The sequence below is a fragment of the Amycolatopsis sp. 3B14 genome, assembly GCF_050958625.1.
GTDB classification, from domain to species: Bacteria; Actinomycetota; Actinomycetes; order Mycobacteriales; family Pseudonocardiaceae; genus Amycolatopsis_E; species Amycolatopsis_E thermoflava.
The window spans coordinates 28,699-52,554 of record NZ_JBHZEN010000042.1 but is presented as its reverse complement, the minus strand read 5'-3'; the positions used below and the strand labels follow the sequence as shown (position 1 = coordinate 52,554).

General features: G+C 73.4%; 28 protein-coding genes. 18 read left to right on the top strand and 10 right to left on the bottom strand.

What is annotated here, in order from left to right; translation table 11 throughout:
* Positions 1 to 241: 241 nt before the first annotated feature.
* A complete protein-coding gene (locus ACCP09_RS23530) occupies positions 242 to 1,207 on the bottom strand; it encodes an AraC family transcriptional regulator (protein ID WP_378366080.1) in 966 nt (321 codons plus the stop codon).
* Positions 1,208 to 1,318: 111 nt separating this feature from the next.
* Here ACCP09_RS23530 and ACCP09_RS23525 point away from each other — a divergent pair, with 111 nt between their 5' ends.
* The gene (locus ACCP09_RS23525; protein WP_433750231.1) at positions 1,319 to 1,492 is read left to right on the top strand and encodes a hypothetical protein; all 174 of its coding nucleotides are present in this window, start codon (positions 1,319 to 1,321) and stop codon (positions 1,490 to 1,492) included.
* Here ACCP09_RS23525 and ACCP09_RS23520 read toward each other — a convergent pair.
* On the bottom strand, positions 1,480 to 2,322 hold the full coding sequence (locus ACCP09_RS23520; protein ID WP_433750228.1) for an LLM class flavin-dependent oxidoreductase: 843 nt from the start codon (positions 2,320 to 2,322) through the stop codon (positions 1,480 to 1,482). The genes ACCP09_RS23525 and ACCP09_RS23520 overlap by 13 nt on opposite strands.
* Before the next feature lie 124 nt (positions 2,323 to 2,446).
* On the opposite strand from ACCP09_RS23520, the gene ACCP09_RS23515 reads away from it, so the two are divergent.
* Positions 2,447 to 3,331 carry a LysR family transcriptional regulator gene (locus tag ACCP09_RS23515; RefSeq protein WP_433750225.1) on the top strand — a complete coding sequence of 295 codons (885 nt, stop codon included), beginning with the start codon at positions 2,447 to 2,449 and terminating at the stop codon, positions 3,329 to 3,331.
* A 7-nt stretch (positions 3,332 to 3,338) separates the two neighbouring features.
* Here the strand turns inward: ACCP09_RS23515 and ACCP09_RS23510 are convergent, their stop codons facing one another.
* Positions 3,339 to 4,343, bottom strand: coding sequence for an LLM class flavin-dependent oxidoreductase (locus ACCP09_RS23510; protein ID WP_378334797.1), 1,005 nt, complete (start codon positions 4,341 to 4,343; stop codon positions 3,339 to 3,341).
* Positions 4,344 to 4,418: 75 nt separating this feature from the next.
* On the bottom strand, positions 4,419 to 4,853 hold the full coding sequence (locus ACCP09_RS23505; protein ID WP_027935304.1) for a DUF6292 family protein: 435 nt from the start codon (positions 4,851 to 4,853) through the stop codon (positions 4,419 to 4,421).
* Between the two features lie 122 nt (positions 4,854 to 4,975).
* Between ACCP09_RS23505 and ACCP09_RS23500 the strand changes: the two genes are divergently transcribed.
* The 3 genes from ACCP09_RS23500 to ACCP09_RS23490 all read left to right on the top strand — a co-directional run bounded on the left by ACCP09_RS23500 (position 4,976) and on the right by ACCP09_RS23490 (position 6,618).
* Positions 4,976 to 5,269, top strand: coding sequence for a MerR family transcriptional regulator (locus ACCP09_RS23500; RefSeq protein WP_433750234.1), 294 nt, complete (start codon positions 4,976 to 4,978; stop codon positions 5,267 to 5,269).
* A 2-nt stretch (positions 5,270 to 5,271) separates the two neighbouring features.
* A complete protein-coding gene (locus ACCP09_RS23495) occupies positions 5,272 to 5,685 on the top strand; it encodes a hypothetical protein (RefSeq protein WP_433750220.1) in 414 nt (137 codons plus the stop codon).
* 639 nt (positions 5,686 to 6,324) lie between these two features.
* Positions 6,325 to 6,618: a hypothetical protein gene (locus tag ACCP09_RS23490; RefSeq protein WP_433750217.1), complete on the top strand. Its 294-nt coding sequence runs from the start codon at positions 6,325 to 6,327 to the stop codon at positions 6,616 to 6,618.
* On the opposite strand, the gene ACCP09_RS23485 is transcribed toward ACCP09_RS23490, so the two are convergent.
* Positions 6,602 to 6,979, bottom strand: coding sequence for an STAS domain-containing protein (locus ACCP09_RS23485; protein ID WP_051362988.1), 378 nt, complete (start codon positions 6,977 to 6,979; stop codon positions 6,602 to 6,604). The genes ACCP09_RS23490 and ACCP09_RS23485 overlap by 17 nt on opposite strands.
* Positions 6,980 to 7,432: 453 nt before the next feature.
* On the opposite strand from ACCP09_RS23485, the gene ACCP09_RS23480 reads away from it, so the two are divergent.
* From ACCP09_RS23480 to ACCP09_RS23460, 5 genes are read left to right on the top strand one after another with little or no spacing between them, the layout of a single operon-like run.
* Positions 7,433 to 9,241 (top strand): helix-turn-helix domain-containing protein, encoded by a 1,809-nt coding sequence (locus ACCP09_RS23480; RefSeq protein ID WP_433750214.1) that lies wholly within the window; start codon positions 7,433 to 7,435, stop codon positions 9,239 to 9,241.
* Positions 9,225 to 10,622 (top strand): hydroxymethylglutaryl-CoA reductase, degradative, encoded by a 1,398-nt coding sequence (locus tag ACCP09_RS23475; protein WP_433750211.1) that lies wholly within the window; start codon positions 9,225 to 9,227, stop codon positions 10,620 to 10,622. The genes ACCP09_RS23480 and ACCP09_RS23475 overlap by 17 nt, the downstream gene beginning before the upstream one ends.
* A complete protein-coding gene (locus tag ACCP09_RS23470; protein ID WP_378336579.1) occupies positions 10,619 to 11,539 on the top strand; it encodes a hydroxymethylglutaryl-CoA lyase in 921 nt (306 codons plus the stop codon). Before ACCP09_RS23475 ends, ACCP09_RS23470 begins: the two co-directional genes overlap by 4 nt.
* A 16-nt stretch (positions 11,540 to 11,555) precedes the next feature.
* Positions 11,556 to 11,960 carry a hypothetical protein gene (locus ACCP09_RS23465; RefSeq protein WP_027935312.1) on the top strand — a complete coding sequence of 135 codons (405 nt, stop codon included), beginning with the start codon at positions 11,556 to 11,558 and terminating at the stop codon, positions 11,958 to 11,960.
* Positions 11,957 to 13,324: a tripartite tricarboxylate transporter permease gene (locus tag ACCP09_RS23460; RefSeq protein WP_123685727.1), complete on the top strand. Its 1,368-nt coding sequence runs from the start codon at positions 11,957 to 11,959 to the stop codon at positions 13,322 to 13,324. The genes ACCP09_RS23465 and ACCP09_RS23460 overlap by 4 nt, the downstream gene beginning before the upstream one ends.
* On the opposite strand, the gene ACCP09_RS23455 is transcribed toward ACCP09_RS23460, so the two are convergent.
* The gene (locus tag ACCP09_RS23455) at positions 13,285 to 13,644 is read right to left on the bottom strand and encodes a hypothetical protein (RefSeq protein ID WP_400990917.1); all 360 of its coding nucleotides are present in this window, start codon (positions 13,642 to 13,644) and stop codon (positions 13,285 to 13,287) included. The genes ACCP09_RS23460 and ACCP09_RS23455 overlap by 40 nt on opposite strands.
* 132 nt (positions 13,645 to 13,776) lie before the next feature.
* Between ACCP09_RS23455 and ACCP09_RS23450 the strand changes: the two genes are divergently transcribed.
* On the top strand, positions 13,777 to 14,751 hold the full coding sequence (locus ACCP09_RS23450; RefSeq protein ID WP_433750206.1) for an SDR family NAD(P)-dependent oxidoreductase: 975 nt from the start codon (positions 13,777 to 13,779) through the stop codon (positions 14,749 to 14,751).
* 49 nt (positions 14,752 to 14,800) lie between these two features.
* Here the strand turns inward: ACCP09_RS23450 and ACCP09_RS23445 are convergent, their stop codons facing one another.
* Entirely contained in the window at positions 14,801 to 16,618 is a 1,818-nt protein-coding gene (locus tag ACCP09_RS23445; RefSeq protein ID WP_027935315.1) for an NAD(P)/FAD-dependent oxidoreductase, read from the bottom strand.
* A 148-nt stretch (positions 16,619 to 16,766) separates the two neighbouring features.
* Here ACCP09_RS23445 and ACCP09_RS23440 point away from each other — a divergent pair, with 148 nt between their 5' ends.
* From ACCP09_RS23440 to ACCP09_RS23420, 5 genes are read left to right on the top strand one after another with little or no spacing between them, the layout of a single operon-like run.
* Positions 16,767 to 17,933, top strand: a complete 1,167-nt coding sequence (locus tag ACCP09_RS23440) for a helix-turn-helix domain-containing protein (RefSeq protein WP_027935316.1) — start codon at positions 16,767 to 16,769, stop codon at positions 17,931 to 17,933.
* A 39-nt stretch (positions 17,934 to 17,972) separates the two neighbouring features.
* Positions 17,973 to 18,383 carry a PPOX class F420-dependent oxidoreductase gene (locus ACCP09_RS23435; protein WP_027935317.1) on the top strand — a complete coding sequence of 137 codons (411 nt, stop codon included), beginning with the start codon at positions 17,973 to 17,975 and terminating at the stop codon, positions 18,381 to 18,383.
* Positions 18,376 to 19,350, top strand: coding sequence for an RNA polymerase subunit sigma-70 (locus ACCP09_RS23430; protein ID WP_433750201.1), 975 nt, complete (start codon positions 18,376 to 18,378; stop codon positions 19,348 to 19,350). Before ACCP09_RS23435 ends, ACCP09_RS23430 begins: the two co-directional genes overlap by 8 nt.
* Before the next feature lie 22 nt (positions 19,351 to 19,372).
* A complete protein-coding gene (locus ACCP09_RS23425; protein ID WP_433750198.1) occupies positions 19,373 to 20,173 on the top strand; it encodes an alpha/beta fold hydrolase in 801 nt (266 codons plus the stop codon).
* 37 nt (positions 20,174 to 20,210) lie between these two features.
* Complete coding sequence (locus ACCP09_RS23420) at positions 20,211 to 20,369, top strand: hypothetical protein (RefSeq protein WP_433750195.1); 159 nt, start codon at positions 20,211 to 20,213, stop codon at positions 20,367 to 20,369.
* A 288-nt stretch (positions 20,370 to 20,657) separates the two neighbouring features.
* Here the strand turns inward: ACCP09_RS23420 and ACCP09_RS23415 are convergent, their stop codons facing one another.
* Positions 20,658 to 20,882 carry a hypothetical protein gene (locus ACCP09_RS23415; RefSeq protein ID WP_027935321.1) on the bottom strand — a complete coding sequence of 75 codons (225 nt, stop codon included), beginning with the start codon at positions 20,880 to 20,882 and terminating at the stop codon, positions 20,658 to 20,660.
* Between the two features lie 34 nt (positions 20,883 to 20,916).
* Positions 20,917 to 21,696, bottom strand: coding sequence for an IclR family transcriptional regulator (locus tag ACCP09_RS23410; protein ID WP_433750192.1), 780 nt, complete (start codon positions 21,694 to 21,696; stop codon positions 20,917 to 20,919).
* Positions 21,697 to 21,810: 114 nt separating this feature from the next.
* Between ACCP09_RS23410 and ACCP09_RS23405 the strand changes: the two genes are divergently transcribed.
* Positions 21,811 to 22,188 carry a VOC family protein gene (locus tag ACCP09_RS23405; RefSeq protein ID WP_026153251.1) on the top strand — a complete coding sequence of 126 codons (378 nt, stop codon included), beginning with the start codon at positions 21,811 to 21,813 and terminating at the stop codon, positions 22,186 to 22,188.
* A 237-nt stretch (positions 22,189 to 22,425) separates the two neighbouring features.
* On the opposite strand, the gene ACCP09_RS23400 is transcribed toward ACCP09_RS23405, so the two are convergent.
* A complete protein-coding gene (locus ACCP09_RS23400) occupies positions 22,426 to 22,947 on the bottom strand; it encodes a cupin domain-containing protein (RefSeq protein ID WP_433750189.1) in 522 nt (173 codons plus the stop codon).
* 150 nt (positions 22,948 to 23,097) lie between these two features.
* Between ACCP09_RS23400 and ACCP09_RS23395 the strand changes: the two genes are divergently transcribed.
* A complete protein-coding gene (locus tag ACCP09_RS23395; protein ID WP_433750186.1) occupies positions 23,098 to 23,826 on the top strand; it encodes a helix-turn-helix transcriptional regulator in 729 nt (242 codons plus the stop codon).
* Positions 23,827 to 23,856 lie beyond the last annotated feature (30 nt).

The following is a 23,856-nucleotide window of genomic DNA, read 5'->3' as shown; positions in this document are numbered from 1 at the left end:
GCCGCGAACCGCGCAGCCGCCAGCGGGGGAGGCCACCGCCGCCCGGTGCCGCGAACCGCGCAGCCGCCAGCGGGGGAGGCCACCGCCGCCCGGTGCCGCGAACCGCGCAGCCGCCAGCGGGGGAGGCCACCGCCGCCCGGTGCCGCGAATCGCACGGCCGCCACCGCGGGAGGCCACCGCCGCCCGGTGCCGCGAACCGCGCAGCCGTCACCACAGGGCGATCCGGTCGTCGCAAGGTCACTCACCACGTGCGGCGCCGGAGGGTGCGGGACGGCGGCTCCTCGTACCGGGCCCGGTAAGCGGCCGCGAACCGGCCGAGGTGGGTGAATCCCCAGCGGCCCGCGACGTGCGTGACGGTCGTCCGGGACGGGTCCGTGTCCAGCAGGTCCTGGTGCGCCCGGTCCAGCCGCACGTTCTGCAGGTACGCCATCGGCGTCATCCCGGTCTCCGCGCGGAACCCGTTGGTCAGCGCGCGCGCCGACACCGACACGGCGGCGGCGAGCCGCCCGGTGGTCCACTCCCGGTCCGGGTAGGCCTGCACCAGGTCCACCGCGCAGCGCACGGCCGACCGGCCGGGCGAGGCGGTCCCGGTGGTCAGCTGGTCGCTGTAGTTGTGCGGCTGCCCGGTCAGCAGCGCGTCGAAGACGATCTGCTCCAGCCGGCGCGCCGCGAGCGGATGGCTCAGCAGTTCGCTCTCCTGCCGCGCGGCCCGGGTCAGCAGCATGAGCGCCTCGACCCACGTCCGCGCCGGGCCGCGGCTCAGGTCCATCCGCGCGGCGAAGGCCAGCCGCGGGCCCACGTCGCGGCCGAGGAGCTGCCGCAGTTCGCGCTCGACCTCCCGCCCGTCGAGCATCACGCACAGCTGCTCGGTCCCCGGCGCCCAGTCCAGCTCCGCGGGCGCCTCCGGCGCGAACACCGTCGCCGTCCCGGGCTCGCTGACTACCGCCGGCCCGTCGCCGGAGTGGTACCGCGCCCGACCCGCCAGCGGGAGCACGACGTGGTAGTGCGCGTTCGGCGGGCACCGCACCCGGATCCGCGGCCCGAAGCTGATCAACCCGATCGTCAGCGCGGTGTGCGCCGTCGCGTCCAGCCGCATCGCCAGTTCGCCCCGCTCCGGCAGCAGTTCGAGGGGCAGGTACAGCCGGGTGAGCGTGTCCCGCGCCTCGTCCGGATCGCTGGTGGTGAAGGTGACGTGTCCGTTGCCCACGGCGGACCTCCTTGCCGGCACCACCCACCAGTGTGCCCCGCGCCGCAAGCGGATGGAATTCGTGCCGGAAACGGATAGCCGGGACCGCGCGCCCGGGTTTCGATCGACGGCGTGGCGGTGGTCTTCGAGCGGCGGGAGGAGCCGTGCCGGCGGTGCCGGGACGTGGTCGCGGTGAAGACCGTCGTCGAGTCGACGTCCCGGATGACCCTGCGGGTGCGGGAAACCGTGCACGCCGACGACGGCTCCCCCGCGGACGCCGCGTGTGCCCGCGATCAGACGGGCTGACCGGCCGAGGACGCGAGCCGCGCCAGCACCTCCACGTCGGTGGCGAAGTCGCTCCCGGACTGGGGCAGCAGCGCGACGTGGTCGGCGCCTGCGGCCAGGTGCTCGCGCACCTTCACCGCGATCGCGTCCGGTTCGCCGTACGCCACGACCGCGTCCACCAGGTGGTCCGCGTCCGCGGGATATCCGGCCCGCGCGACGGCGCGGGCGAACCACGGCTGCCCGAGCGTGCCCGTCACCCGCGCGACGGCCTCCGCTCGGCTCGCGCCGGGCATCACGGCCAGCCCGGCGACCAGCAGCTTGCCCGGGCCGAGCACGCGCCGGGCCAGCGCGGTCGCTTCGGGCGGCAGCATGGCGGGCATCGCGCCGTCGGCCAGCTCCCCCGCCAGCGCCAGCATCTTCGGGCCGTTCGCCGCCAGGATGCGCGGGTACTCGGCAGGGCCCATCCGGTCCACGTAGTCGCGCATCGTGGCCAGCGGGTCGCCGTACTCGCGACCGGTGTCGGCCGCCTGCTGCGGGTAGCCGACGCCCAGCCCGAGCACGAGCCGCCCGGGGTGGGCCCGGTGCAGGAACTCCGCGGCGGCCGCGGCCGTCCGCGCGTCCCGGGTCCAGATGTTGGCGACACCGGTCCCGAACACGACCCGCTCCGTGGCCTCCAGCAGCACGGCCAGTTGCACCAGCGCGTCCTTGCCGGGGAACTCGTTGGTCCAGATCGTGCCGTAGCCGGCGTCCGCCAGCCGGACGGCGGCCGCGGGCAGCTCCCGCGGCGCGGGCGGATCGGTGAACGGGACCGGCAGGTACACCCCGACCCGGCCCAGCGATGGGATCTGCACGAAAACCACTCCTTGCGAACAGGTGACCGTTGCTCCCACCGTGCTGCCGTCGCCGGCGGCCGGTCCAACGCCTGTTCCGCATCCGGCGATGCGATCCGGGCATCACCGCAGGTAGCTTGGGACGATGGCCGAGCACGCCGACCTGGACCTGCGACTGGTGCGGTACTTCGTGGCCGTGGCCGAGCACGGCCACTTCGGCCGCGCCGCGGCGGACCTGCACATCACCCAGCCCTCGCTGAGCCGCCAGATCCGCGGCCTCGAACGGCAGCTGGGCGCCCGCCTGCTGGACCGCAGCCCGCGCGGCACCCGGCTCACCGAGGCCGGCGAGGTCTTCCTGCCGCTGGCGAAGGACCTGCTGCGCTCGGCCGCCCGCGCAGCCGGCCGCACCCGCGCCGCCGCCCGGCCCGCCCGGATCACCATCGGTCACGCCGTGAACGTCCTCGTCACGCCGGCCGTGCGCGAGATGCGGCGCCGTCATCCGGAGGCAGAGGTGCGCACCCGGCACGTGGGCTGGCACGAGGTGCCCGCGGCGCTGCTCGACCACCGGGTGGACGCGGCCGTGGCGCGGCTGCCGTTCCCCACCGGCGGGCTGCACGTGACCGTTCTCCACGACGAGCCGCGGGTGCTGTTGCTGCCGCGCGACCACCGGCTGGCGGGCAAGGAGTCGGTGCGGCTCGACGACATCGCCGACGAACCGCTGCCGCGCGTGCCGGGTGACGCGGAGTGGAACGCCTTCTGGCGGGTCGACCCGCGGCCCGGCGGCAGGCCGGCGCCGGACGGGCCGGTGATCGGCGCGGTCGAGGACAAGGTCGAGCTGGTCGCCGGCGGGCAGGCGATCGCCATCGTGCCGGCAAGCGCCGGGCTGACGGGCCTGCGCCCGGACCTCACCACGGTCCCGCTGGAGGACGTCGAACCGAGCCACGTCGTGCTCGCCACTCGCGCGGACGACCGGAGCCGTCTCGTCGCCGCGTTCCGCAGGATCGCGCAGGCTCAGCTCAGCGGCGCGTGAACACGCATCACGCGGACCAGCCGAGTTCCGGCCCGAGCTTGGTCGCGATGTCGGTCAGGATCTGCACGTAGTCGGCGTGCTCGAAGGTGAACGGCAGCGCGAAGGCGACCTCGTCGACCTCCCGGAACGCGGCGTGCGCGTGCAGCCGTCCGGCGATCTCGGCGGACGTGCCCACCAGGTCGGGGGCGAACATCATCCGCGCCGGGCCCTGCGGAGCGGTGGTCCGCGGCGTGCGCTTGGCGGCGTACTCGGCGTACTTCGCGCGCTGCGCGGCGGTGGCCGAGTCGGTCGGGATGACCACCAGGCCCTGCGACACGCGGGCGCGGTCGCCGTCCGGGTGGTGGGCGCGGAAAGCGCGGATGTGGGAGAGCTGGATCTCGGCGAAGTCCTCCGACTCCTCGGCCTTGACGACGCTGCTGGTCAGCAGGTTCATCCCGTTCTCGCCCGCCCAGCGCGCCGAGCCGAGGCTGCCCGCGCCGTACCAGAGGCGGCGGCCGAGGCCGGGGGAGTGCGGCTGGACGCGGTCGGAGAAGACCTCGAAGCCCTCGGTGCCGCGGAAATCGGTGACGGGCTCGCCGCGGACCGCGTCCAGGAGACGGCGGACGCGCTGGTGGCTGAAGTCCTCGGCGTCCGCGGTGTCCGGGTAGAGCGCGTCCTTGACCTGGTCCCAGTGCATCGGCGGGCCGACCGACAGGCCCGGGTTGAGGCGGCCCCCGGAGAGGATGTCGACGGTGGCGAGGTCCTCGGCGAGGCGGAGCGGGTTCTCCCAGCCCATCGGGATGACCGCGGTGCCCAGCTCGATGCGCCGCGTGCGCTGCGAGGCGGCCGCGAGGACCGCGACCGGCGAGGAGATGCCGAACTGCAGGTGCCGGTGCCGCACCCAGGCGCTGTCGAAGCCGAGCTGCTCGCCCAGCTCGATGATCTCCAGCGTGCTCTCGTGGCCGGCGCGCGGGTCGGCCTCCTCGAACAGGCCGATGGTGAGGAAGCCCAGCTTCCGCAGCGGTCGTGACACGCGTCCTCCCGGGGTCCGTGATCACGATTCTGGCACCGGATCCCGGGCGGACGGCGGTCGTCCCACATGCCGGAGCTACCCCGCGGCGAGCAGCTCCTCGGCCACCGGCGCGTACGCGCCCAGCTCGTCGTGCAGATCGGGCGCTGGGAGCACCTCCGGCTCCGGCGTGCCCGCCGCCTCACCGGCCAGCGCGCGGCGCACGAAGGCGGCCACCACCCGCGGCGCGGGCGCCACCTGGCCGCCCAGGTAGGCCAGCACCAGCAGGTCCTCGCCGCAGCGGGCCTCCACCGCCAGTGACCAGCCGTAGCGCTCGTCCCACAGCAGGGCCACGTCGCGGTCCGGGAACGCGGGCACGTGCCCGTCGATCGCGAGGTAGGCGCTCAGCGGCGCGTCCAGTTGCACGAAAGAGCCGTGCCCGCTCAGGCCGAGTTCCTCCTCGACCAGTCCGATGTACCGGCGCAGGCCCCGCGCCGGTTTGCTCTGCGGGTCGAGACCCGGGTTCGGGAACACCTGCTCTCACCTCCCGAAAATATCTATAGTCAAGACTGGAGATTGAGTCAATCGAGCGAAGCAGATAGACTCTTCAAGTGGCTGTAGACAAGCTGGATGACGAGGACTACCCCGCCTGGACGATGGGGCAGGCGGCAGACGCGCTGGACGTGCAGCCTGCGTTCCTGCGCAGCCTCGACGCCGCCGAAGTCGTCCAGGCGCACCGCTCGTCCGGCGGCCACCGCCGCTACTCGCGCCGCCAGCTGCGGCTGGCCGCTCGGGTCCGCGAGCTGTTCGACGACGGGATGACCCTGGCGGCCGCGGAGCGGATCGTCCGGCTGGAGGACGAGCTGGCCGCGTCGCGCGCCGAGAACGCGGATCTGCGGCGCAGGCTGGGCGAGCAGACCGAGTCCATGGAGACCGAACGGGAGGATTGAGGATGGCGCTGGAGAACGTCTGGATCCGCACCCCTGGCGACGGGCTGGTCCGGGCCGATCAGGTCATCGGGATCTCCAACCACCGCACGCCGTCCCTGTCCGGCAAGCCGGGGCGCTGGCTGCTGACGGTGGCGCTGCCGGTGCCGACGGGCAGCGGGAGCGCCGACGGCTGGGGGCTGACGAACCTGCACCGCACGCTGGTGCAGACGGACCAGGAGGTGGCCGGCGCGCCGGACCGCCTGGCGCGGCTGCTGGCCCAGCTGGCGGTGGTGGACACCGCGGGGATCATCACGGCCGTCCCGTGCGGCCCCGACCGCAGCGACGTGCGGTTCGAGTTCAGCCGGTTCGACGCGGATATCCCGGCTGCCGCGGAACCGCAGGCGCAGGCGGAGGTGCCCGAGGTGGTCGGCGTCTGAGCCGGCCGCCGTGGGTGGCTCTGCTTCCGCTGGGGTAGGTCCAGCGGCGGGCGAGGAAAGCGCGGCAAGCCAAGGCGGCGGTGCGGAGGACGTGCGCCGATCACGTGCGCAGTCGCAGGTGCCGCCGCCGTCGGCGTCCGCCCGACCGGGTGGTTGATCCGCCGCCGGTGGGCGAGGAAGGCCGCCCGCTGCTGCTTTCGGCGCCTGGACCGGCGCAGGAAGCGCCGCCCCTCGCGGCGACTTTCAGCACCGGCACCGGCGCGGAGGGCGTGCGCCGGCAACGGAGGGCATGCGCTGGCGCGGAGCCGGAGTTGGCCGCCGCGGGGCTGGGCGGTTGATCCGCGTGGGCCCGGGGGGCCTGTGAATGTTCAGGAAGGCGCGCCGCGACGGCTTCCAGCGCCTGCATTGACCCGCGCCGGTTGCGGTGCCGGAGGTGGTCGGCGTGGAGCTACCGCGACGTTGGGTTGATCCGTGCCCGCCGGGGGTGGGACCAGCTGATGTGCAGCCCGCCGCGGCGGCGTTCAGCACCTGCGCTGGCGCGGAGGACGTGCGCCGATCAGGTGCGCAGTCGAAGGTGCCGCCGCCGTCGGCGTCCGCCCGACCGGGTTGATCCGCTTCCAGCGCGGGTAGGTCCAGCGGATGGCGACGAAAGCGCCGCCCGCCACGGCGGCTTCCAGCACGTGGACCGACGAGGACGGCGTGCGCCAGCCGGGCGCGGACGCCCACGCCTGGCTGCCTGGCACGAACCAGACCCTCTGCGGCCTCTCGCTGCACCGCACCCGCCTCGGCCGCTTCCCCCACGTGCTCTGGATCGACACGCTCTGGCTCGCGGACACGTCGGCGCACCGGATCGTGCCCTGCCGGCGCTGCGTGGCCGCCGCGGGCGGGCGGTCCGGCGCCCGCCGCTGGTTGCGCGTCAACCCGCGTCCGTGAGCGCCTCCTCCATCGTGCTGTAGACGTTCAGGAACTCCAGCAGGTCCGTGAACGCCATGACCCGCCGCACCGCCGTTCCCGCCACCACCCGCAACTCCGCGGGCGCGGCCTCGCGGTGCGTGCCCGCCAGCAGGCCCAGTCCGCTGGAGCTGATGAACCGCAGTTCCGACAAATCCAGCACCAGCAGGCGCGGCCGATCCACGAGCGCGAGCCGGATCAGCCCGCGCAGCTTGGGCAGCGTCGCGATGTCCAGTTCGCCCGTCGCGGTGAGCACGACGTCCCGTCCCCGGTGCTCGGCCGAAACCGTCATGGCGTGCGCGGGCGCGGGTTCCGTCCGCGGGCGGTCGCTGGGTGGTGCCATTCGCCCATCATGCATAAGAATCCGCGATCCGGCAGCAGCCATTTACACCGCCGTGCGATCGGCGCGCGACCGCGTTTGCCGCGCGATCAACGGGGTAACTCCACCCGCCATTCGTGCGAGCCGCGGCCGACGACGCCGATTTCCTTGCCAGGCAAGCGAATCCGGGCGCACTTGCCCGGCGACATGCGTGTGCAGGAAGGAAATCACCGCACCCTGGTCGTAATGGTCGAGCGACCCCAGTGCAGAGTCCAAAGCGGACTCCGGCCGCGCGGACGCGGCGCACCTGGTGCCGCCGTTCGCGGGGGACTAGCCCGGGTGGCGACGTTCGAGTGGTTCTTCGGCAACCTCGGCGTGCCCGCCGTGCCGGAGCACCGCCGGCGCACCATGAGGCGCATGTACCGTAGGCCCACCCGCCACCGCCCCGGGGTGGTCGTCCGGTCCACGAGGTGATGCATGAGCCTGCCCGTCGCCGCCGTCGTCGGCCTTCTCGAAGCCGCCGAGCAGGACACCGACGTGACGCCGCTGCTGGACGGCCTCGACGCCGCCGACGCCGAGCGGATCACGTCCGGCATCCGGCGCCTGCGCGCGACCTCGGATCGCCTTCGCCGCCGCGGGCAGGAGCTCGCCGCCCTGTTCTCCTCCGCCAGGGAGCTGGCCGAGCTGCGCGACGTTGACGAGCTGCTGGCCCGGCTGGTGGAACGGGCCCACGACCTCGTCGGCACCGACGTCACCTACCTGTCGGAGTTCGACGTCGGCAGCCGGGAGCTGCGGGTGCGCACCACGCTCGGCACGGTCGCGCCGTCGTTCCCCGGGCTCCGCGTGCCGCCGGGGATGGGCCTGGCCAGCCAGGTGGTCGAAAGCCGCCGCCCGTGCTGGACCGCGCGGTACGACGCGATGACCCAGGCGCCGCACGACGACCGCATCGACGAGACCGTCGCCGCAGAGGGCCTGGTCTCGCTGCTCGGGGTCCCGCTGCTGGCCGGGGAAGAGGTCATCGGGGTGCTGTTCGCCGCCAACCGCGTCGAGCACGCGTTCTCGCCGGAGGAGATCTCGCTGCTGTCCGCGTTCGCCGACCACGCGGCCGTCGTGCTGCAGACCGCCCGGCTGCTGGCGCGCGCCAACGCCGCCGCCGAGGAAACCCGCCGCGCCTACGGTGAGCTGGCCCGGCACGTGGAGGCGATGGAACGCGCGAGCGAGGTGCACGGCGACCTCACCGCGCTCGTCCTGCAGGGCGGCGACGCGACCGAGGTGGCCGGGGCGCTCGGCCGCGCGCTGCGCTGCCGCGTCACGCTGCTCGACACCGGCCACCTGGACGGCGGCGTGCGGGCGGCCGTCGAGCAGAGCCGGCGCAGTGGGCGGTGCGTCCCGGCGGGCGAGGGGACGTTCGCGGTCGCTGTCGTGGCGGGGCCGACGCTGCTCGGCGCGCTGCTGCTGGAGCAGGGTGCCGTCGAGTTCGGGCCCGTCGAGCTCCGCACCGCCGAGCGCGCCGCGCAGATCACCGCCCTGCTCAGCCTCAAGCAGGACGCCATGGCCGAGGCGGAGCAGCGCGTGCGCGGGGACCTGCTCGCCGACCTGCTCTCGGCCGACGCGGACCGCCGCGCGGGCGCCGCCGCACGGGCCCGCGCCCGCGGAATCCGGCTGGCGGCCCTGCGCTCGCTCGTGGTCGTCGCGGTCCCCGCCGACCTGCGCCGCCAGGCCGCCCGCGCCCTGCGTGGCACGGGTGACCTGATCGGCGAGCACGCGGAGCACGTCGTCGTCCTGACCGCGGGCGAGGACCCCGCCGCCGTGGCGCGGACCGTGCATGCCGCCGTCGCGCGGTCACTGGCCGCCCCGGTGCTGGCCGTGGGCACTGTCGGCGGGGACGACCTGCGCGAACCCGTGGAACAGGCCGCCGCGTGCGTGCGTGTCCTGCCCGCGCTCGGCCTGTCCGACGCGGCCGTGACCACCGACGAGTACCTGCCCTACACGGCGCTGTTCGGGCCCGGCGAGGAGCGCGTCGCCGCGTTCGTGCGCCGGGTCCTCGGACCGGTCCTGGACTGGGACGCCGAGCACGCCGGCACCCTGCTGCCCACCCTCGCCGCCTATCTGGACAACCGGATGAGCCCGGTCGCCACCGGCCGCGCCCTGCACGTCCACAAGAACACCGTGCTGCAGCGGCTGGAACGCGCCGGCGAGCTGCTGGGGGAGGGCTGGCAGGAGCCCGACCGGCTCTTCCGACTCACCGTCGCCGTCCGGCTCGCCCGCCTTGCTGAACGCCCATAGCCAGACCGCACGGAATGGACGCTCGGTCCATTCCCGCTGTCCGGACGCGGAGCTAGCGTCCTGGGGCGTCACGCAGCCACACGGAAGTGGAAGGGGCGCTATGGCGCGCACCAGTCGTATCCAGGGACTACGGGACCTCCCCGTCGAGGCCCGGCGCAAGTCCGTCGCCGAGGCGGCCGGGCTCGACCCGGCCCGGATCGCGGCGTTCGACCCCGCGCGGGGGCTCGACGCGGGCGCGGCCGACCACATGATCGAGAACGTCGTCGGCATCCTCGGCGTCCCGCTCGGGGTGGCGACGAACTTCGTGGTCAACGGTGCCGACGTGCTGGTGCCGATGGCCACCGAGGAGGCCTCGGTGGTCGCCGCCGCGAGCAACGCCGCCAAGATCGCGCGCGTGCACGGCGGGTTCACCACGTCTTCGACCGCGCCGATCATGCAGGCGCAGGTGCAGATCGTCGGCGTCAGCGACCCCGAGGCCGGCCGTGTCCGCCTGCTGGAGGCCCGCGACGAGCTGATCGAACTGGCCAACGCCCAGGACGAGAAGCTCGTCGAGTTCGGCGGCGGCGTCCGGGACGTCGCGGTGCGGCTGGTGCACTCCCGCGCCGGCACCTACGTCGTGGCGCACCTGCAGGTCGACGTCCGCGACGCGATGGGCGCCAACGCCGTGAACACCATGGCCGAGGCCGTCGCCGCACGCGCCGGGGAGATCGCCGGCGGCCGTCCGCTGCTGCGGATCCTGACCAACAAGGCCGATCTGCGGCTGTCCCGGGCCCGCGCGGTGTTCGACGCCGAAACCCTCGGTGGGCCCGCGGTGGTGGACGACATCGTGCACGCCGCCGCGCTCGCGGAGGCCGATCCCTACCGCGCCGCGACCCATAACAAGGGGATCATGAACGGCATCAGCGCGGTCGTGCTCGCCACCGGCAACGACACCCGCGCGGTGGAGGCGGGCGCCCACTCGCACGCGGTCGCGGAGAACGGGCGGTACACCTCGTTGTCCCGCTTCGAAAAGGACGCCGACGGCAACGTGGTCGGCACGCTGGAACTGCCGATGCCGGTCGGGCTCGTCGGCGGCGCCACCCGGGTGCACCCGGTGGCGCAGGCCGCGGTCGCCCTGCTCGGCGTGCGGACCGCCGCCGAGCTGGCGGAGATCATCACCGCGGTCGGGCTCGCGCAGAACTTCGCCGCGGTGCGGGCGCTGGCCACCGAGGGCATCCAGCGCGGGCACATGTCGCTGCACGCCCGCAACATCGCCACGACCGTGGGCGCGACCGCCGCGGAAGTGCCCGCGGTCGTCGCGCGGCTGGTCGCCGACCGCAAGGTCCGCGCCGACCACGCCGAGAAGATCCTCGCCGAGCTGCGGGCGAAGAGCAGGTCATGACCGTCGACCGGCTGCCCGGGCTGCCGTCCGCGGTGACGATCTGGGAAGTAGGCCCGCGCGACGGGCTGCAGAACGAGTCCGCGCTCGTGCCCGCCGCGGTGAAGGTCGAGCTGGTGGAACGGCTCGCCGACGCCGGGCACACCGTCATCGAGACGACCAGCCTGGTCCGCCCGGACCGGGTGCCGCAGCTGGCGGACGCCGAGGAGGTCCTGCGCCGCCTCGACCGCCGTCCCGGCGTGCGGTACCCGGTGCTGGTGCCCAACCAGCGCGGGCTGGCGCGGGCACTGGACCTCGGCGTCACCGACATCGCGGTGTTCGCCTCGGCCACCGAAGGCTTCGCCAGGGCCAACCTCAACCGGTCCGTCGGCGAGTCGCTGGAGGTGTTCGCGCCGGTTGTGGCCCGCGCCCGCGAGGCCGGGCTGAACGTGCGCGGCTACCTGTCGATGTGCTGGGGCGACCCGTGGCAGGGCGAAGTCCCGCTGTCCCAGGTGATCGCGGTCGCCACCCGGCTGTTCAACCTGGGCTGCACCGAACTGAGCCTCGGCGACACGATCGGCGTCGCCACGCCCGGCCGGGTCGTCGCACTGCTCGACGGGCTCGTCGCCGCGGGTGTCCCGCTCGGGCGGATCGCGGTGCACTTCCACGACACCTACGGGCAGGCGCTGGCGAACACCCTCGCCGCCCTGCAGCGCGGCGTCACCACCGTCGACGCGTCGGCGGGCGGCCTCGGCGGCTGTCCGTTCGCCAAGAGCGCCACCGGCAACCTCGCCACCGAGGACCTGCTGTGGCAGCTCGACGGGCTCGGCATCCACACCGGTGTCGACCTGACCAAACTCGCCGAAACCAGCGCCTGGCTCGCCGGGCACCTGGGACGGCCCAGCCCATCCCGCACCCTGCGCGCGCTCACCGGCGCCTGACCCAACGGAGAAAGCCTTGGCACTCAACGACGAGAAGCCCTACGTCGTCGTCTGGAACGACGCCGTCGACCTGCGGCACCTGGCCGCGTCCATCGTGATCTGCGTGGCCGCCGGCCTGCCGGTCTTCCTCGGCGCGAAGGCGCTGTTCGGGGCACTGGTCGACACGCCGTCACTGGCCGGCGGCTACGCACTGCTGGCCGGGCTCGCCGCGTGCGTGCTCGCCGCCGCCGTGTGCGCCCGGCTGTTCCGTCCGAAGCGGACGTTCGGCGCCGAGCAGGCCGCGGACCGGGAGGCCGCCATCGCCGAACTGGAGCGCATGGGCGGCACCGCCGAGGCCTTCGCCGAGCTGCCGCCGCGCGTGCGGGCCGAAATGGCCGAGCTCGGCCTGGTCCGGGAGACCGCCCAGGAGGTGCGGGCATGACCCCGGACCTGCTGTGGGCCCTGGGCATGGGCCTGCTCGGCGCGGTCGTCTTCGCGGCGATCGGACTGGTCTCCGGCACCGACGAGACGTCCACCCTCGCGCCGGTCACGCTGCTCGTCGTGCTGCTCGGCGTCCCGCCGGCCGGGGTGCTGACTTTCTTCATCGCCGGAGCCGTCAGCAAGCACATGACCCACGCGATCCCCACCACGCTGCTGGGCATCCCGGGCGACACGACCGCGGTGCCGCTGCTCGACGACGCCACCGCGCTGCGCCGGCTCGGCGCCCCGCACATCGCGCTGCGCAAGGCACTGGCGGGCGGGCTCGTCGCCGCCCTGATCGCGGTTCCGGTCGCGGTCGGCGTCGCGTCCCTGCTCGCCCCGCTGGCCGGTCCGATCAAGACGGTGGCGCCGTTCGTGTTCGGCGCCGCCGCGATCTTCGTCGGCTACTTCTCGCCGGGCCGGTGGGCCAGCGTCGCCGCGATCGTGCCGTTCGCGCTGCTGGTCACCGGGCTCAACACGGTCGCCACCGACCAGCTCGACAAGAGCCTGTCGATCAGCTTCTTCCTCGGCATCGCGATCGGGCCGCTCGTGGTGGACCTGCTGATCGCGTCGTCCCGCAGCGGGCGGCGCACCCTGGAACGCACCGGGCCGCGCCCGTTCTGGCTCGCGCCGGACGGCGGCACCGGACGGCGGTGGATCCCCAACCCGCTGCGGATCCTGGACGGCAGGCAGACGGCGGCGACGGCCGCCGCGGCCGGGGTCACCTCGACCACGTTCATGCTCAGCCCGGTCGCCGCGACCGTGCTCGCCGGCGAGATCACCGGGTCCAGGATCAAGCACCCGTACCGCAGGCTGACCACCCTGATGGCGGTCAAGAACGGCACCACGGAGTCGACCTACCTGGCCGAGACGCTCATCCCGCTCGTCGCGTTCGGCCTGCCGCTGAGCCCGGTCGCCGCGGGTCCCGCTGCCGCGTTGTTCAACGCGCCGCCGGTCTACACGGTCAAGGGCGCGGACGGGGGCGTGCACAACCTGCACACCCTGCTCAGCTCGTGGCAGTTCCTGGTGTTCAGCCTGCTCGGCGTCGTCATCGCCGGGCTCGTCGTGTACCCGTTCGCGATGCGCTACGCGCGGGCCGCCAGCGGCTGGGTCGCGCGGCGGATCAGCCACGAGGCGCTGATCGGCGCGTTCGTCGCGCTGATCGCCGTGGTGGCCTGGTACGAGGGCGGGCCGCTCGCGCTCGCGGTGAGCCTGACGGTCGGCGCGGTCGGCGGACTGGCGAACCGGCTGCTCGGCATGACCTCCGGCGTGCAGTTCATGGCCTACTACGTCGCCGTGCTGCTGGTGCCGATCGTGCTCGGCTGAGACGTGGAACGCCCCGCCGCAGGGGCGGCGGGGCTCAGGAAGAGATCGCGGATGTTCCGGGTGTCGTCCCTCCTTTCGTCGCGGACCAACGGTTTTCCCGAGCGCGGAGGCGAGCGCTGGCGTCGCCAGAGCTGGGAGGTCCGTGCGGCGCGGGCCGGGCGCCCGGCAGGCTCCGGGAGCGGCATCCGGGGCGGTTCGGACCGCGGGGGCGAGGTTTCGCCGAAGTTGGCTTCGATGATCGCGGTGAACTCGTCCCGCAGCCAGTCCGGGTCGTCGCACACCAGGTCGGCGAACCCGAGCTGCTCCAGCACGTCCGGCATCGCGAATCACTCCCGGGGGAGGTCCTGCGTCCACACCGCTGACAGTCATATGTGTAGCTCGCACTGTAGATTCAGTCAAGTCCCCGGAGCAGGTTTGACCTGGAGCGCGCTCCAGCACCTAGCGTCGGCGCCATGACCACGGCACAGCACCCCATCGGATCCGGCTTCGGCGCGTCGACCACCGCCGCGGAGGTCCTGCGCGGGATCGACCTCTCCGGCAGGCTTGCGATCGTCACCGGCGGCTACTCCGGCCTCGGCCTGGAGACCACCCGCGCGCTGGCCGGCGCGGGCGCGCACGTCGTCGTCCCGGCCCGGCGGCCGGACGCGGCCAAGGCCGCGCTGGGCGACCTGGCCGAGGTCGACGAGCTGGACCTGGGCGACCTGGACAGCGTGCGGGACTTCGCCGGGCGGTTCACCTCGTCCGGGCGGCGCGTCGACATCGTGATCAACAGCGCCGCGATCATGGCCTGCCCGGAAACACGCGTCGGCCCCGGCTGGGAGGCCCAGTTCGCGACCAACCACCTCGGCCACTTCGCGCTGGTGAACCACCTGTGGCCGGCGATCGCGCCGGGCGCGCGGATCGTGTCGGTGTCCTCGCGCGGCCACCACTTCTCCGGCATCCGCTGGGACGACATGTGGTTCGAGCGCGGTTACGACAAGTGGCAGGCCTACGGTCAGGCCAAGACCGCGAACGCGTTGTTCGCGGTGCACCTGGACGAGCTGGGGGAGCCGTCGGGCGTGCGGGCGTTCTCGGTGCACCCGGGCAGCATCCTGACCCCGCTGCAACGGCACATCCCGCTGGCGGAGCAGATCGCGAACGGCTGGGTCGACGAGAACGGCACCCCGGTCGCCGACTGGTTCAAGACCCCCGAGCAGGGCGCCGCGACGCAGGTGTGGGCCGCGACTTCCCCGGCACTTGCCGGGATGGGCGGCGTGTACTGCGAGGACTGCGACATCGCCGAGCCGGCCTCGGGGGAGCCGCTCCCGTCCGGCCCGGGCCGCCCGGCGATGTTCCTCGGCGTCCGCGACTACGCCACCGACCGGGAGCAGGCCGCGCGGCTGTGGGCGCTGTCCGCGGAACTGACCGGGGTCAACGCGTTCGCGTAGGTGGAACCCGGGGCCCGGCCGCCCCGTCGACGGCCGGGCCCCGGAAGCTTCACGACAGGTGGTGCACCTCCTGCAGCCCGTACACCGGCGTCGGGATGCCCTCGTACCGGGCCTTCAGCTGCAGCGCCAGGTACAGCGAGTAGTGCCGGGACTGGTGCAGGTTCCCGCCGTGGAACCACAACCCCGGCTGCTGGGTCGGCTTCCACATGTTCCGCTGCTCGCCTTCCCACGGTCCGGGGTCCTTCGTCGTCCCCGAGCCGAGGCCCCAGCACTTGCCGACCCGGTCGGCCATTTCCTGCCCGGCGATGTCGGCGACCCACCCGTTCATCGACCCGTACCCGGTCGCGTACACCACCAGGTCTGCCTCCAGCTCGGTGCCGTCGGCGAGCACCACGGCGTTGCGCGTCAGGTGGTCGACCTGGCCGCGTACCAGTTTGATGTCGCCGTTCGCGACGAGCTCGGAGGCGCCGACGTCGATGTAGTAGCCGGAGCCGCGCCGCAGGTACTTCATGAACAGGCCGGACCCGTCGTCGCCCCAGTCGTGCAGGAAACCGGCCTTCTCCAGGCGGTCGTAGAAGTCCGCGTCGCGCTGCTTGATCTGCTGGTACACCGGGATCTGGAACTGGTGCATGATCCGGTAGGGCAGCGACGCGAACACCATGTCGGCCTTGTCGGTGGTCATGCCGTTCGCCACCGCGCGCTCGGAGTACAGGTCGCCGAGGCCGATCTCCATCAGCGAGTCCGACTTCACCACGTGGGTGGAGGACCGCTGCACCATCGTGACGTCCGCGCCGTGCTCCCACAGCGCCGCGCAGATGTCGTGCGCGGAGTTGTTCGAGCCGATCACCACGGCCTTCTTGCCCGCGTAGGCGTCCGGGCCCGGGTGCTGCGAAGAGTGGTGCTGATCGCCCTCGAAGACATCCATCCCGGGGAACGACGGGATGTTCGGCTTGCCCGACATGCCGGTCGCGAACACGAGCTGTTTCGGCGTCAGCACCACGGTTTCACCCGCCCGGTCGACGGTGACCGTCCACTGTGCCGTGTCCTCGTCGTAGGACGCCGACTTCACCTCCGACCGCGTCCAGTACGGCACGTCCATCACGCGGGTGTACATCTCCAGCCAGTCCGCGATCTTGTCCTTCGGCGCGAACACCGGCCAGTTCTCCGGGAACGGCAGGTAGGGCAGGTGGTCGTACCAGACCGGGTCGTGCAGGCACAGGCTCTTGTAGCGCTTGCGCCACTGGTCGCCGGGACGTTCGTGGCGGTCCACGACCAGCGCGGGCACCCCGAGCTGCCGCAGCCGCGCGCCGAGCGCGATGCCGCCCTGCCCGCCGCCGATCACCACCACGTAGGGCTGGCGCTCGTACCCGAGCTCCTTCTTCTCCAGCTCGCGTTCCTCGGCCCACACCCGGCGTCCCCGGATGACGCCGTGCCGCACACCCTTCGGGCGGCGTTCGCGTTGCGGTTCCTCGAAGCCCTTCAGCTCGCGCAGGCTGGTCAGGAACGTCCAGGCGCCCTCGTCGGTCAGCCGGAGGTGGCCCTTGCCGCGGCCGGTGGCGGTCTCGAACTCCAGCCACGCCTCGACGACCCCGTCGGCCTCGGTCGGGGTCTCGGTGGTGCGGAAACCGGACGGATCCGTGCCGTCCAGGCAGGCGGACAGCATGTCGGCGACGCCTTCGCGGCCTTCGACGGTCTTGATGTTCCAGGTGAACGCCACCAGGTCGCGCCAGAAGCTGTCGACCGCGAACATGCCCGCCGCCGCCTCGACGTCGCGGGCGGCCAGCGCGGCCTCGAACCGCTCCAGCCAGGCGTCGACGCGCGCCTGCGGCGACCGCGCCGGCGCCTCCCGGTCGATCGTCTGTGTCATCGCCACTCCTCCTCGCCGTTGGGGATGTAACACCGATCACAGCGCGCCGGACGGGTGACCGGCAACGGTTGCAGCGAATTGCACGCCTTGGCGAGCGCGTGAGCGGCACCTATGCTCGATCGTCGACGCAGTGGTGCGGAGGTGGACCGTGAGCGTGCCCGGCGCAGTCCCGCCTGGCTGCAGCCTGCCCGCCTACGCCCGCGACCTGGTCCGCATGCACGACGCCGTGATCGCGGGCGGCCGTCCGCCGCTGCGGCCGCGCGACGTGGTGTCCCGGTCCTGGGAACGGGTCATCGGGCTCGGGCTGAAGGCCGACGGGCTCAACACCCGTGACTGGCTGAACGAGGACGAGCTGGCCAGGCGGCGGGAGAACTCGCCGCTGCGGGACGCGGTCGGCGACCTCAAGCAGGTGCTCGGCGGGATGCCGCACGTGCTGCTGGTCGTCACCGACGCCGACGGCGTCATCCTGTGGCGCGAGGGCACTTCCCGCGTCCGCCGCCACGCCGACGACCTCGGGTTCTTCGAGGGCGCGGAGTGGACCGAGGAGCGCGTCGGCACCAACGCGATCGGCACCGCGCTGGCCGAGGCCGCCCCGGTCGAGCTGCTCGCGGGCGAGCACTTCGAGCAGAACCAGCACCCGTGGTACTGCACGGCGTCGCCGGTGCACGATCCGCGCACCGGCGATCTGCTCGGGGTGATCGACGTGAGTGGCCCGGCGCTGACGCTGCACCCGGCCATCGGGGCGCTGGTGGAGACCGGCCGCAGGCTCGCCGAGGCGCAGATCTGGCGCTGGCATCAGCGGCGGCTCGACCGGTTGCGCCAGGTGGGCGAACCGCTGCTGGCCACCGGGCCCGCGTTGCTGGTCGACGACCACGGCTGGGTCGCGGCAGGCGCCGGGGTGTCGGTGGGCGACCGCATCGCGGCGCCGTCCGCGGGCGAGCCGATCGCGGTGCCCGGGCTCGGCGCGTGCCTGCCCGAGCGGCTGGCCGAGGGCTGGCTGATCCGCCCGGCCGGACCCGACCGGCGGGTGACGCTCGACCTCGACCTCACGCACACCCCGCTGCTGACGTTGCAGGGCGGCGACACCGGCTGGCGGCGCAAGGTGACCCGCCGCCACGCGGAGATCCTCGTGCTGCTGCACCGCGCCGGACCCGCCGGGCTGTCGGCGGAGGCGCTCAGCCGCGCGTTGTACGGCGACGCCGAGCACATCGTCACGGTGCGTGCGGAGGTTTCGCGCCTGCGGCGGCTGCTGGGCGCGCTGGTGGACACGCGCCCGTACCGGCTGGCCGAGGGTGTGCGCATGACGGTGCGCTGAGACCGATTCCTTTCCGGCCGCCCGCGAGTCGGTACCGGTATGACACTGCCCGAAACCGTCCGCCGCCTCGTCGGCGAACCGCACTTCGCGATCGTCTCGACCAGCAACCCCGATGGCCGTCCCCAGTCGTCGGTCGTCTTCGTCAAGTGCGAGGACGACGGCACGATCGTGTTCAGCACGCTTCGCGGCCGCCGTAAGACGCGCAACCTGGAGCGCGATCCGCGGCTCAGCCTGCTCGTGGTGTCCAGGGTGACCGGCCACTACGCGGAGGTGCGCGGCCGTGTGGAGATCACCGCCGATCCGGGGAAGGAGCTGCCGGTGGTCATGTACCGGCTGTACATGGGCGGGCAGGAGCCGCCGCCGGAGCCGGGCGCCGAGCGCGTGGTCGTGCGGATCTTCCCGGAGCACGTGAACCTCTTCCCACCGGCGGAGGTGAGGCAGAGTGCTTGACGTGGGAACCACCGAGGACGGCTTCGCCCAGCTCGCGGAGCCGTTCCGCGCCGAATTGCTGGCGCACTGCTACCGGATGCTCGGCTCGCTCGACGACGCCGAGGACCTGGTGCAGGAGACGTACCTGCGCGCGTGGCGGTCGTTCGGCGCGTTCGAGGGGCGGGCGTCGGTGCGCACCTGGCTGTACCGGATCGCGACGAACGTGTGCCTGACGGCGTTGCGGGGCCGCGGGCGGCGGGTGCTGCCGTCCGGGCTGGCGCCGCCGTCGGACGATCCGGCCGCGCCGCCGGGCGAGGCGCCGGGAGTGGCGTGGCTCCAGCCGATCCCGGTGGACCCCGCTGCGGCGGCCGAATCGCGGGAGGGGGTGCGGCTGGCGCTGATCGCGAGCCTGCAGGTGCTGCCACCACGGCAGCGAGCGGTGCTGATCCTGCGGGACGTCCTGGCCTTCCCGGCCGCCGAGGTCGCCGGCATGCTCGGCCTGACGGTCGCGGCGGTGAAGAGCGCGCTGCAACGGGCGCGGGCGAGCCTGGCGGAGGTGGCCGCGCCGGAAGAGCTGGCAGAGCCGTCCGCGCCCGAGGCGCGCGCGTTGCTGGACCAGTACATGGCGGCGTTCGAGAAGTCGGATGTCGCGCTGCTGGAACGCGCGCTGCGCCAGGACGCCGCGCTGGAGGTGGTCGGCTCGCCGACGTGGTTCGCCGGCCGCCGCACCTGCCTGCCGTTCCTCGAGAGCCCCGCGGTGATCGGTGAGCCCGGTGAGTGGCGCATGCTGCCGACGACCGCGAACGACCAGCCGGCCGCGGTGACGTACCGCCTCACCGACGGCGCCCACCGCGCGTACGGCCTCGCGGTCCTCACGGTGACCTCCAGGGGCATCGCGAAGATCACCGTCTTCGGCGAGCCGACCCTGGTGCGGCGGTTCGGCTTCCCGGATGTCCTCCCGCCGCGGGCCCGTTCGTCGGCACACTGAAACCCCGGTGAAGGAGGACGGCATGCACACGGTGACCTCGGCGGACGGGACGCCCATCGCCTACGAGCGGGACGGCAGCGGGCCGCTCGTCGTGTTCCTCGGCGGCGCCTTCAACGACCGGACGGCGTGCGCGCCCGTCGCGGAGGTGCTGCGCGACCGGTACACCGTCGTGTGCGTCGACCGGCGCGGGCGCGGGGACAGCGGCGACGCCATTCCGCCGCACCAGGCCGCGACCTACCGGGTCGAGCGCGAGGTCGAGGACCTGAACGCCGTGCTCGCGGCCGAGGGCGGGCCGGCTGCGGTGTTCGGCTTCTCCTCGGGTGGCATCCTCGCGCTGCACGCCGCGGCCGCCGGGGCGGCGATCACCCGCGTCGCGCTCTACGAGCCGCCGTTCGCGCTCGGCGGCTTGGCCGGCTCGGCCCGGGATCTCTCGGGGAAGCTCGCCGCGCTGATCGGCAACGGCAGGCGCGGTGACGCGGTCGCGACGATGCAGATCGAGGGCATCGGGCTGCCGCCGGAGACGGTCGAGCAGATCCGGCGCTCCCCGATGTGGCCGCAGCTGGAGGCCGTCGCGCAGAGCCTGGTGTACGACGCCACGCTCACCGCCGCGCCGAACCTGCCCACCGCGGCCATGCGTGCTCTCGACCTGGACGTCCTCGTCCTCAGCGGCAGCGAGACTTGGCCCGGCCTGCGTGAAGCCGCCCGGGCGCTGCCGGCGCACCTCGCCCGGGCGAAGTACGCCGAGGTCCCCGGCGGCGCCGGGCACGGAATCCCCGCCGAGGCGACGGCGAAGGTGCTCGACGAGTTCCTCGGCGGAAAATAGCGGGCACCGCCGCGGCGTCCCGCGCTACCGTCCGCCCATGGACGACGGCTACTTCGGCGAGGACGTCGCCGCGACGTACGACCAGTCGGAGGGCCCGGAGTTCGAGCCCGCCGCGGTGGACGCGACGGTCGGTTTCCTGGCCGGGCTCGCCGCGTCACCCGGCCTCGCTTGCAGGCGAGTGACCACGGCGCCGTAGATGCCGTGCACCGGCACGCGGCGAGCGGTAGCGCGATCCGGCCGGTGCCGCTGCCTAGTTCGAGGGCCGCGCCCTCACCGGCCTGACTACTCAGGTGGAACAAACGGTGCTTCCGCAGCCACCTCCAGCCAGGCGGGGGTTTCGATGATCGAGGTAGACCCGGCCACGCAGGCGATGAGCTCCAACTACGTCGACGTCACCGGCGGCCGCGGCGTGTTCCGGTCGATCCCCGGCCAGACTTAGCGGGGAGAGCCGCAAGCACGTCTCGGTCTGGCAGAAGCCCTGAACTCACTCGCCGCGCATCGAGCGGCGGATCTCCTCCAGCTTGTCGCGTGCGGCGCGGTCCCGGTCGGCCAGTTTCTCGTCGAACGAGGCCGCCTCCGGGGTCTCCCCGGCCAGTTCGGTCGAGCCGAGGGCCGTCGCGTAGCGGTTCTCGATGCGGTCGCGCACGAAGTCGAAGCTCGGCACGCCGGATTCGGTGTAGTCGCCCTCGGGCGTGGTTTCGTCGGGCATGGCGCCCCCTCTCTCGTCCCCGCCCATTGTGCCCTCAGTAGACGAGCTGCTTCGCGATCTGCGCCGCGGAGTGCCGCAGCATCGTCGTCAGCTCCAGTTCACGCGGCGAAACGCCGGCGGCCGGACCGGGGTTGAACCGGAACAGGGGACCGGTGAGCGCGAGGCTGCACAGCACGCGGCCGGCGGCGCGCGGGATCGGCACCGCGAGCGCGGCCAGGCCCTCCTCGGACTCACCGGTGTTGCGCCCGAAACCCTCGGCCCGCACGCGCGCCAGCTCCCGCCGGAGTGCGGTGCGGGTGTGCAGGCCGGCGTCGGTGGCGCCGGTCAGTTCCTCGTCCGGGTACAGCTCGGCCAGCTCGTCGTCGGTGAGTTCGGCGAGCAGCACCTTGCCCGCGGCGGACACGTGCGCCGGCATGCTCAGGCCGACCCGGCTCGCGACGCGCATCAGCAGCGGCGATTCGACGGCGGCGACGAACTTCACCCGCGCGCCGGCCAGCACCGAGATGTGCACGGTCTCCCGCGAGTCGTCGCGCAGCTGCTGCATGAGCGGGTACGCGACCTCCAGGCAGTGCTCGACCGCCTGCGTCTCGCTGGACATGGTCATCGACGGGCCGATGCGGTAGCGGCGGCCGCCGTGGGTCTGTTCGGCGAAGCCGTGTTGCTGCAAGGTGGTCAGCAGGCGGTGCGCCGTGGACGGGCCGACGCCGAGGTGCCGCGCCGCGTCCGTCACCCCGACGTCCGCCTGGGCGCGGAGCAGCAGCACCAGGCGCAAAGCGTTCGAGACGGACTGCAATGTTGGTGAATTTTCCCCCATGGAGGAACGTTACCACGGTTATTCCGGGTTCCGCGCTCTGTCTACTGTGGACCAGCGAGGGTGTCCGGAACGTGGCGGCCGGAAATTGTCGGTGGTGCCGGTTAGCCTTCGCGCATGCTGGATCATCTCGGAGTTCAGGTGGCCGACGTCGAGGCGTCCGCCGCCCTGTATCAGCGCGTGTTCGGGCCGATCGGGTTGCGGGAGGCGATGCGATTTCCCGCGGGCGACAGCGTGGTGGTGGGCATGGCCGGGCCGGACGGCAACCCCGACTTCTGGCTGAGTTCCGCGGGCGGCGCGGAAACCCGCGAGCTGCACGTGGCCTTCCGCGCGCCCGGCCGGGACGCGGTGGACGCCGTGCACGCCGCGGCCGTCGAGGCGGGTGTCGAGGTGCTGCACGCGCCCCGCGAGTGGCCCGAGTACCACCCGGGTTACTACGCGGTGTTCCTGCGCGACCCCGACGGGCACAACGTGGAGGCGGTGCACCACGGCTGACGATCACCCCGGAACGGCGAGCAGCGCGGCGGCCACCCCCGCGAACACCTGAGCCACGACGTTCTCGGGGCCTCGCCGGTCGTGGTGCGTGCTGCGGTGGGGCGCGGGCCGTCGGACAGTGCCGGATGGCGGGTCGTGGTGCGTGCTGCGGTGGAGCGCGGCCGGAGAGCGCCGGATGGCGGGTCGCGGCCCCTGCCGTGGTGGAGCACAGGCCGTCGGACGGCGCCGGGTCGCGGGTCAGGGCCAGTCCTGCAGCGAGATGCCGTGCCGGTGCAGCACCTCGGTCAGCAGCGGCGCGGCCTCGGCCATCGGCGTGCCCGCCGGCACCGCCTGGTCGACGTCCCGGAAGAAGCGCCCCATCTGCGCGCCCGGGCTGAACGCCAGAAACTTCACCGACGGCGTGTGCACGGTGAACGTGTGCATCGCCCCGGCGGGCACCGTGATGGACGCGCCCGGCCCGAGGTCGTGGATCTCGCCGTCGACGAGGACCGCCATCCGGCCGTGCAGCACGTAGTACGCCTTCGGCCACGGCGTCCCGTGCGGGGGCACCGCGGGCCCGCGCGGCGCGTCGACCTCGAACAGCTCGAAGGCGCCCGTGTGCTCAGCCCCGGCCTTCACGGTGATGATCGCATCGGGCGAGTGCAGTTCCTGGCCCTCGACCACCTCGATGGCGGCCGCGTGCAGGTCCGCGACGGCGAGGCCCGCCTCGGCGAGCGCGATGATGTCACGCCGGGCGCCGTGTGCCCGGCCCTCCCACATGCCCGGCAGTACGCGCCCGCGGCGGTGGTCGCGGGTATCCCACAATTCCGGGATCGCCCGAGTGGGTGGGATGTCGTTGGCTGGCCGCATGAAAACACACAGCAGCACCGCGGGCGAACCTGCGCCGAACTCGCCCGGCGCCCGACGCCGGTGGCGCGGCTGTCCGAGCTGCCCCGGTGCGACCGTGAGCGCAGCAGCCGCGTCAACGAAGTGTGGCGCCCGCTGGGACTGCACCACGAGCTGCGCCTGGTCTTCCGCGTCGACGGCGTGTGCTGGGGCGCCGCCGGAATGGTCCGCATGGCGGACTTCACCGACCGCGAGGTCGAGTTCCTCACGGCCGTCGCGCCCGCGCTGGCCTGCGCGACCCGCGTCGCCGCCTGCGCGGGCGGCGGCGGGCCGGAGCGGGCGGCGATCGTCGTGGCCACCGTGGACGGCGAGGTCCGCGCGGCCACTGCCGCCGCGCGGGAATGGCGCGACGAACTCGACGACATCGCCCCCGGCCGGTTCGCGGTCATGGTGCGGGCGGTGGTCAGCGGCGCCCGCGCCGCGCCGTCCGGCACGTTCGGCGCCCGCGTCCGCGGTTCGCGCGGCGGGTGGATCCTGCTGCGCGCCGCCCGGCTCGTCTCCGACGACGACGAAACCGCGGTGACCCTGGAGCGCGCGAGCGGCGACGCGCTGGTGGACCTGCTGTTCGCGGCCTACGGGCTCACCTCGCGCGAACGTGAGATCTGCCGCGAGGTGCTCACCGGAGCGTCCACTGTGGACACCGCGGAGGCGCTCGGGATCTCGGCGCACACGGTGCAGGACCACCTCGAGGCCGTCTTCGCCAAGGTCGGCGTGTGGAGCAGGGGAGAGCCGGCGGCTCGCCTCAGGGGCTAGCGCAATCCGCAGATTGAGATATGCTGTTCG

Excerpts from the sequence above, each read along its gene's own strand:
- ACCP09_RS23515 (WP_433750225.1), top strand. The coding sequence starts at position 2,447 with ATGGCCGAGCACGCCGACCTGGACCTGCGACTGGTGCGGTACTTCGTG.
- ACCP09_RS23500 (WP_433750234.1), top strand. The coding sequence starts at position 4,976 with ATGGGGCAGGCGGCAGACGCGCTGGACGTGCAGCCTGCGTTCCTGCGC.
- ACCP09_RS23495 (WP_433750220.1), top strand. The coding sequence starts at position 5,272 with ATGGCGCTGGAGAACGTCTGGATCCGCACCCCTGGCGACGGGCTGGTC.
- ACCP09_RS23490 (WP_433750217.1), top strand. The coding sequence starts at position 6,325 with ATGGCGACGAAAGCGCCGCCCGCCACGGCGGCTTCCAGCACGTGGACC.
- ACCP09_RS23485 (WP_051362988.1), bottom strand. The coding sequence starts at position 6,979 with ATGGCACCACCCAGCGACCGCCCGCGGACGGAACCCGCGCCCGCGCAC.
- ACCP09_RS23480 (WP_433750214.1), top strand. The coding sequence starts at position 7,433 with ATGAGCCTGCCCGTCGCCGCCGTCGTCGGCCTTCTCGAAGCCGCCGAG.
- ACCP09_RS23470 (WP_378336579.1), top strand. The coding sequence starts at position 10,619 with ATGACCGTCGACCGGCTGCCCGGGCTGCCGTCCGCGGTGACGATCTGG.
- ACCP09_RS23460 (WP_123685727.1), top strand. The coding sequence starts at position 11,957 with ATGACCCCGGACCTGCTGTGGGCCCTGGGCATGGGCCTGCTCGGCGCG.
- ACCP09_RS23455 (WP_400990917.1), bottom strand. The coding sequence starts at position 13,644 with ATGCCGGACGTGCTGGAGCAGCTCGGGTTCGCCGACCTGGTGTGCGAC.
- ACCP09_RS23450 (WP_433750206.1), top strand. The coding sequence starts at position 13,777 with ATGACCACGGCACAGCACCCCATCGGATCCGGCTTCGGCGCGTCGACC.
- ACCP09_RS23445 (WP_027935315.1), bottom strand. The coding sequence starts at position 16,618 with ATGACACAGACGATCGACCGGGAGGCGCCGGCGCGGTCGCCGCAGGCG.
- ACCP09_RS23435 (WP_027935317.1), top strand. The coding sequence starts at position 17,973 with ATGACACTGCCCGAAACCGTCCGCCGCCTCGTCGGCGAACCGCACTTC.
- ACCP09_RS23425 (WP_433750198.1), top strand. The coding sequence starts at position 19,373 with ATGCACACGGTGACCTCGGCGGACGGGACGCCCATCGCCTACGAGCGG.
- ACCP09_RS23420 (WP_433750195.1), top strand. The coding sequence starts at position 20,211 with ATGGACGACGGCTACTTCGGCGAGGACGTCGCCGCGACGTACGACCAG.
- ACCP09_RS23415 (WP_027935321.1), bottom strand. The coding sequence starts at position 20,882 with ATGCCCGACGAAACCACGCCCGAGGGCGACTACACCGAATCCGGCGTG.
- ACCP09_RS23410 (WP_433750192.1), bottom strand. The coding sequence starts at position 21,696 with ATGGGGGAAAATTCACCAACATTGCAGTCCGTCTCGAACGCTTTGCGC.
- ACCP09_RS23405 (WP_026153251.1), top strand. The coding sequence starts at position 21,811 with ATGCTGGATCATCTCGGAGTTCAGGTGGCCGACGTCGAGGCGTCCGCC.
- ACCP09_RS23400 (WP_433750189.1), bottom strand. The coding sequence starts at position 22,947 with ATGTGGGAGGGCCGGGCACACGGCGCCCGGCGTGACATCATCGCGCTC.